Genomic DNA, 4,980 nt, shown 5'->3' on the forward strand with positions numbered 1-4,980 from the left:
ATGCGACATCGCCCTGAACTGCAGCCGGACCATCTCGCCATGCTGACGGAAGATGGGGGGATTGCCGGATGAGAGATGCAGGTCTGAGGCTCCCTGCTCCTTCATCATTTTGAACAGTGCATCTATTTTAGCCATTATAGTAACCTCATAAAGACAGCTTATTCACGCGGAGCCGCGGAGTTCGCGGAGAACGAATTGAATAAACATGGTTTTGAACTGTTTTGCCTGTCTTTCTTAACAGGTACATCGGATACTCTGTCATTTTTCCCTTCGCGCCTCAGTGTCTCCGCGTGAGTCGGTTTTGGGGAAATAGTGCTGATGGATAGTTATTGAATTACTGCTGCAATAAACTCTTCAGGGGATACAGCTCCCGCCTTTAACAGGGCCTCACCTTCCGCCTTGATGCCGCGATAACCATCAGCATTAAGTCCGGCGATAAAACTGCTTCCGTCAGAAACGGCATCAAAACGAGCGTGCAGTTCACGGTCAAAACAGATGCAATTGGTTAGAAAAATCCGTTCACTGACCCCGGTGTAATTACATTGTGGACAGCCTGTTGCGTGATACAGCTTTGCAGGTGGCGGTTGCATCTGCAGGCCGAGTAGTTCCTGTTGCGGTATGGTGGCGGCCTGTCTGCAGCCGGGGCAGAGGAGCTGAATGCCTTTGAATGATACAATGCCGGAAAGAAACGGGGTCAGAAAGGCGTTGCGCTGACGGTAGCGGATCAGATGGTCACACAGGTTGCGGGTGCCGCGGATATCCATTCCCACCAGCACCAGTTTGCCCCGCATGGCAGCCCGTGCTGCAGCGGTAAATGGCTCCAGAGCTGTGCCGTCTTCAATCACCAGAATATCCGGGCCATGCTCAAGGCTGTCCATAATCAGCCGTCCGCGGGTCGCCTCTGATTCTGGCAGTGGGATGCGGGGGAGTTGTTTGCGCATTCTCCCCGGTTCATTGCCAAGGACAAGAACAGACCTGTTGGCGGTGTCCAGCTCCTCCAGTAGCAGATCCATAAAACGACAACGTTCCTGCAACGAGCGGGATGCAAACAGTATCAGGCCGTGGCGAACTGTTGTGAGGCGGGTAAACTGTTCTCGCTGGAATGACGACAGTTGTAACCGGGACAGTGTGTGAGGAATGTTGGCCGTTATATGCCGACGGATGGTGATGTAGTCTCCCTGTCTGCCAGGCATCAACAGGACCTGAAAACAGAGTTCCCGTTCATGATGGAGAAAGCTGATGCACCCGCTAAGTGAGGGTTCACTGGAGAACGGTAGTGTAGCCGCTTTGCGGATCAGGCTGGAGACAGTTGTATAGTGATCTGCTGCTAGCGTCCCCAGCTCATGGTTGGTTGCACCGCTTCGGGCAGTGATGGCAATTGCCGTATCCAAAGGCATAAAGGAACAGGAGCTTAACTGGTGCTGAATGCTGTAGGCAAGCAGGTTGTTCAGCAGCTGTTGTCCGCTGAGATCTGAGTTAATGGAGGAGAGCTGTTCGGCAGTAAACAGACCTGAACTAAAACCAAGTTGTTCTTCTTTGTTCTGGCCGTAGCACTGGTCAAGTATCTCGTTTATTTCACGGGCCAGTGCAACCGAGAGGTTGATCTGGCAACCTGACGCCTCGGCAGCAGCGGTAACAGCTTCTTTATTGAGCGGGTCCGCAATGGCAATAGATAGCTCATCTCCTGCTTGTATCAGTGGTATCAGTTGATGTGTTCTGCAGATGTTTGCAGGAATCAGCGTAAGAGCATCCGGGTCAATCATCTCGCGTTTAAGCCGGATGTAAGGAATATCCAGCTGATTGGAGAGCGCCCAGTCAATATCCTCCTGTGTGACGATACCCAGAATAACCAGTGCTTCACCAAAGCGGCATCCGCTGCGTTGCTGTTCTTCAAGTGCGGCAGTGATGTCGGTATCACTGATGATACGTGAGTTATAAAGGATTGCACCCAGCGTGCCTTCCCTGACATTGATAGGCATAGGGCTCCCTTCTGCTGCTGATGAATTGGTGCTATTGTAACCCGATATGATAGCGAGTCAATCATTGCGGAAGACCGTACGGGTGTGCTACAGATGCTGCCCCGTAACTGTAACAATTAAACCAAGGAGTTGTACTAAGATGCAGCGTCGAGCGTTAGCGTTATTTTCCGGTGGTCTGGATTCAATCCTGGCAGTGAAGGTGATCCAGCAACAGGGGGTTGATGTGCTGGCCATCAACTTTACTTCGCCATTTTTTGGCTGTTCACCGATTCTTGATGGTGAGCCGGTGGCAGCCCAATATGCCCGGCGTTATGATATTCCATTCCGGTCCATCCCGTTGGGGGCAGAGTTTATTGAGATGCTGCGGCATCCCCGACATGGCTACGGCAGTGCCCTCAATCCCTGTATTGATTGTAAGACCTTTATGCTGCGCTGTGCCGGTGCCTTGCTGCAGGAGTTGCAGGCTGATTTTGTGATCACCGGTGAGGTGGTGGGGCAGCGCCCCATGAGCCAGCGTCAGGATACCCTGCGTCTGATTGAGCGGGATTGCGGTATTGCCGGACTGTTGTTGCGTCCGCTTTCGGCAAAGTATATGAAGGTGACTATCCCGGAGGCTGAGGGCTGGGTAAACCGGGAACAGCTGCCGGCCATCAAGGGGCGGGGACGTAAGGATCAGATGCGGCTGGCTGCCGAGCTTGGGGTAGATGAATATCCGGCGCCGGGTGGTGGCTGTCTGCTGACCGAGGAGAGCTATATCCCCAAGGTCAAGGATCTGCTGGACCACCAGACCGTACCGGTGATCAGGGATTTTGATCTGCTGCGAACCGGCCGTCATTTCCGGCTGTCTGAGCAGTGCAAGGCGGTGGTTGGCCGGGACAGCAGCGACAACGAAAAGATTCTGGTCTCAATCGGTGCCGGTGAAACCACCCTGCGCTGGATGGATGGTGCCAGTCCGCTGGTGCTGCTGGTGGGAGAACCTCGGCAGGCCGATCTGCTGCAGGCCGGGCGGATTTTGCTACGCTACACCAAGGCAGTTAAAGGGGAGGCTGCCAGTTTGAGTCTGCAGGTTGATGGTGTTCGCTCAGAAATCAGTGTGCTGAATGATCTGCAGGAGGCTGAGCTGGAGCGGTTCAGGATTTAAAGATGTTAGCCGCGAAAGAACACAAAGAACGCAAAAAATAGTCATAAGCCGGGTTTTGAAACGGTTTGCCGTTCTTTTTTCTCTTTGCGATCTTTTGCGGCCAGTCTGGCAGTTACGCCTTTTGGGGTAAATCCAGCACCTGCTGCAGGGCGGCATCAATGGCAGCCGTATCTACGATCGTGTTGAAGCAGGGACCATGGGGGCGCAGGTTCAACACGCCGATCACCGGCAACGGGTAGCAATCCTTGATGCCGGAGGTCAGATCCCGTTCGCAGGCCACGGCCAGCACCAGCTTGGGACGTTTCTCCACAATCACCTTGCGGGCCAGGGTGCCGCCGGTGGCTACTGAGATGTCAATCCCGTACTTTCTGCCGATCTCCACCAATCCTTTGATGTCGCATCGTCCGCACAGCACGCATTTGTTCACATCGCCGGTTACCTTGATCTCGCAGTCAAACAGCTGAATGCAGTGGGGCAGCAGGATCAGTATCCGGTCCGGGCGCACCTTGTATCTCTGGGAGATCACCAGCGAGTTGTTCATGGCAATAAAGGACTGGCGAATCCGGTCCTTGTCCAGCCCCAGTACCCTGCCCACAAATTCAATCAGTGGCAACAGAAACTTGATCACCACCAGCCGCATGAAGCGGGTAAAAAAGATATCCTTGCCCAGCGCCGTGGTCAGCACCAGCAGGCCGGTGCCCAGGATAGCGGTGCCGGACAGTGCCAGTACAATCAACCCGACAATCCGGGGCAGGTCAGGGTGGATATTGGCCAGGCCACGGCTGGGTACCCACCATGCCAGAAAGATCACTACCACCAAGACTATGCAGGTTAGCCCCATCAGGGCGATAAAGAGCCGTTTGCGTGGGGCTGCGGTCTGTTCCTGAACATCACTCATGCAGCTACCTCATGTGGCGTTAGCAACGTGCCAAGTGCCAGGGGGTGGCCAGCCAGAAAGCTGGCTGCATCCATTTTCTTGCTGCCTGCGGCCTGTAGCTCTTGAATAGTAATGGACCCTTGACCACAGGCGACCTCAATGCCGTTTTTCCCAGTGGCAATGATGGTTCCGGGCAGACCGGAGCCCTGGCAGAGGGTGGTGCGGTACAGCTTCAGCGGGGCTCCCTCAAGGAAGGTGACAGCCCCTGGCCAGATTGAGAGACCACGGATCTGGTTGTGCAGCTCGGCTGCAGGTCGCTGCCAGTCGATCAGGCCATGCTCTTTTTTTAGCAGCGGTGCATAACAGCTCTGGCTGTCATCCTGTGGTTGCGCTGTGATTGTTCCCGCCTTCAAGCCCTCCAGGGTCTCTCCCAGAAGCTCTGCACCCAGTTGCGACATCCGGTCATGCAGAGTCTGAATCCCTTCGTCCGGTGCAATCGGTGTCGCCTTTTTCAGTAGCATCGGGCCGGTGTCCAGTCCCACATCCATCAGCATGGTGGTGACGCCGGTCTCGGTCTCGCCATTGACAATACACCAGTTGAGCGGTGCAGCGCCACGGTAACGGGGCAACAGTGAGGCATGGACATTGACGCAACCATGGGGCGGTATCTCCAGCAGCGCCTTCGGCAGGATCTGGCCAAAGGCTACCACCACGATCAGGTCGGGCTGTAGCGTCCGAATCTGTTCAATTACCTCCGGTGCCCGCACCTTGGGGGGTTGATGGACCGGGGTGGCGTGCTTTATAGCCAGCTTTTTCACCGGTGGTGGCTGCAGTTTCTGGCCGCGACCCTTGGGGCGATCGGGCTGGGTAAAGACGGCTACCACGTTTTCAGTGCGATCAAGCAAGGTCTGCAGGGTGGGGCAGGCAAACTCCGGCGTACCCATAAAGATGATCCGCCAGCCGGTCATGGGGTACTCCGTCTA

Annotated in this window: 4 protein-coding genes and 1 pseudogene; 1 reads left to right on the forward strand and 4 read right to left on the reverse strand. The window is 55.1% G+C overall.

Going from position 1 to position 4,980, the window contains the following annotated elements; genetic code table 11:
- Both OEL57_RS13970 and OEL57_RS13975 read right to left on the reverse strand, forming a co-directional pair.
- A pseudogene (locus OEL57_RS13970) lies at nt 1-135 on the reverse strand (type IV pili twitching motility protein PilT); the annotation flags it as partial.
- Nucleotides 136-326: 191 nt separating this feature from the next.
- Entirely contained in the window at nt 327-1,979 is a 1,653-nt protein-coding gene (locus tag OEL57_RS13975; RefSeq protein ID WP_300741253.1) for an ATPase, T2SS/T4P/T4SS family, read from the reverse strand.
- 139 nt (nt 1,980-2,118) lie between these two features.
- On the opposite strand from OEL57_RS13975, the gene OEL57_RS13980 reads away from it, so the two are divergent.
- Complete coding sequence (locus OEL57_RS13980; RefSeq protein ID WP_300741254.1) at nt 2,119-3,120, forward strand: hypothetical protein; 1,002 nt, start codon at nt 2,119-2,121, stop codon at nt 3,118-3,120.
- 112 nt (nt 3,121-3,232) lie between these two features.
- Here the strand turns inward: OEL57_RS13980 and OEL57_RS13985 are convergent, their stop codons facing one another.
- Nucleotides 3,233-4,018 (reverse strand): DUF116 domain-containing protein, encoded by a 786-nt coding sequence (locus OEL57_RS13985; protein ID WP_300741255.1) that lies wholly within the window; start codon nt 4,016-4,018, stop codon nt 3,233-3,235.
- Complete coding sequence (gene fmt / locus OEL57_RS13990) at nt 4,015-4,965, reverse strand: methionyl-tRNA formyltransferase (RefSeq protein ID WP_300741256.1); 951 nt, start codon at nt 4,963-4,965, stop codon at nt 4,015-4,017. Before fmt ends, OEL57_RS13985 begins: the two co-directional genes overlap by 4 nt.
- Between the last annotated feature and the right edge of the window lie 15 nt (nt 4,966-4,980).

It is taken from the genome of Trichlorobacter sp. (assembly GCF_030247655.1).
Taxonomy (GTDB): domain Bacteria; phylum Desulfobacterota; class Desulfuromonadia; order Geobacterales; family Pseudopelobacteraceae; genus Trichlorobacter.

Excerpts from the sequence above, each read along its gene's own strand:
- OEL57_RS13975 (WP_300741253.1), bottom strand. The coding sequence starts at position 1,979 with ATGCCTATCAATGTCAGGGAAGGCACGCTGGGTGCAATCCTTTATAAC.
- OEL57_RS13980 (WP_300741254.1), top strand. The coding sequence starts at position 2,119 with ATGCAGCGTCGAGCGTTAGCGTTATTTTCCGGTGGTCTGGATTCAATC.
- OEL57_RS13985 (WP_300741255.1), bottom strand. The coding sequence starts at position 4,018 with ATGAGTGATGTTCAGGAACAGACCGCAGCCCCACGCAAACGGCTCTTT.
- fmt (WP_300741256.1), bottom strand. The coding sequence starts at position 4,965 with ATGACCGGCTGGCGGATCATCTTTATGGGTACGCCGGAGTTTGCCTGC.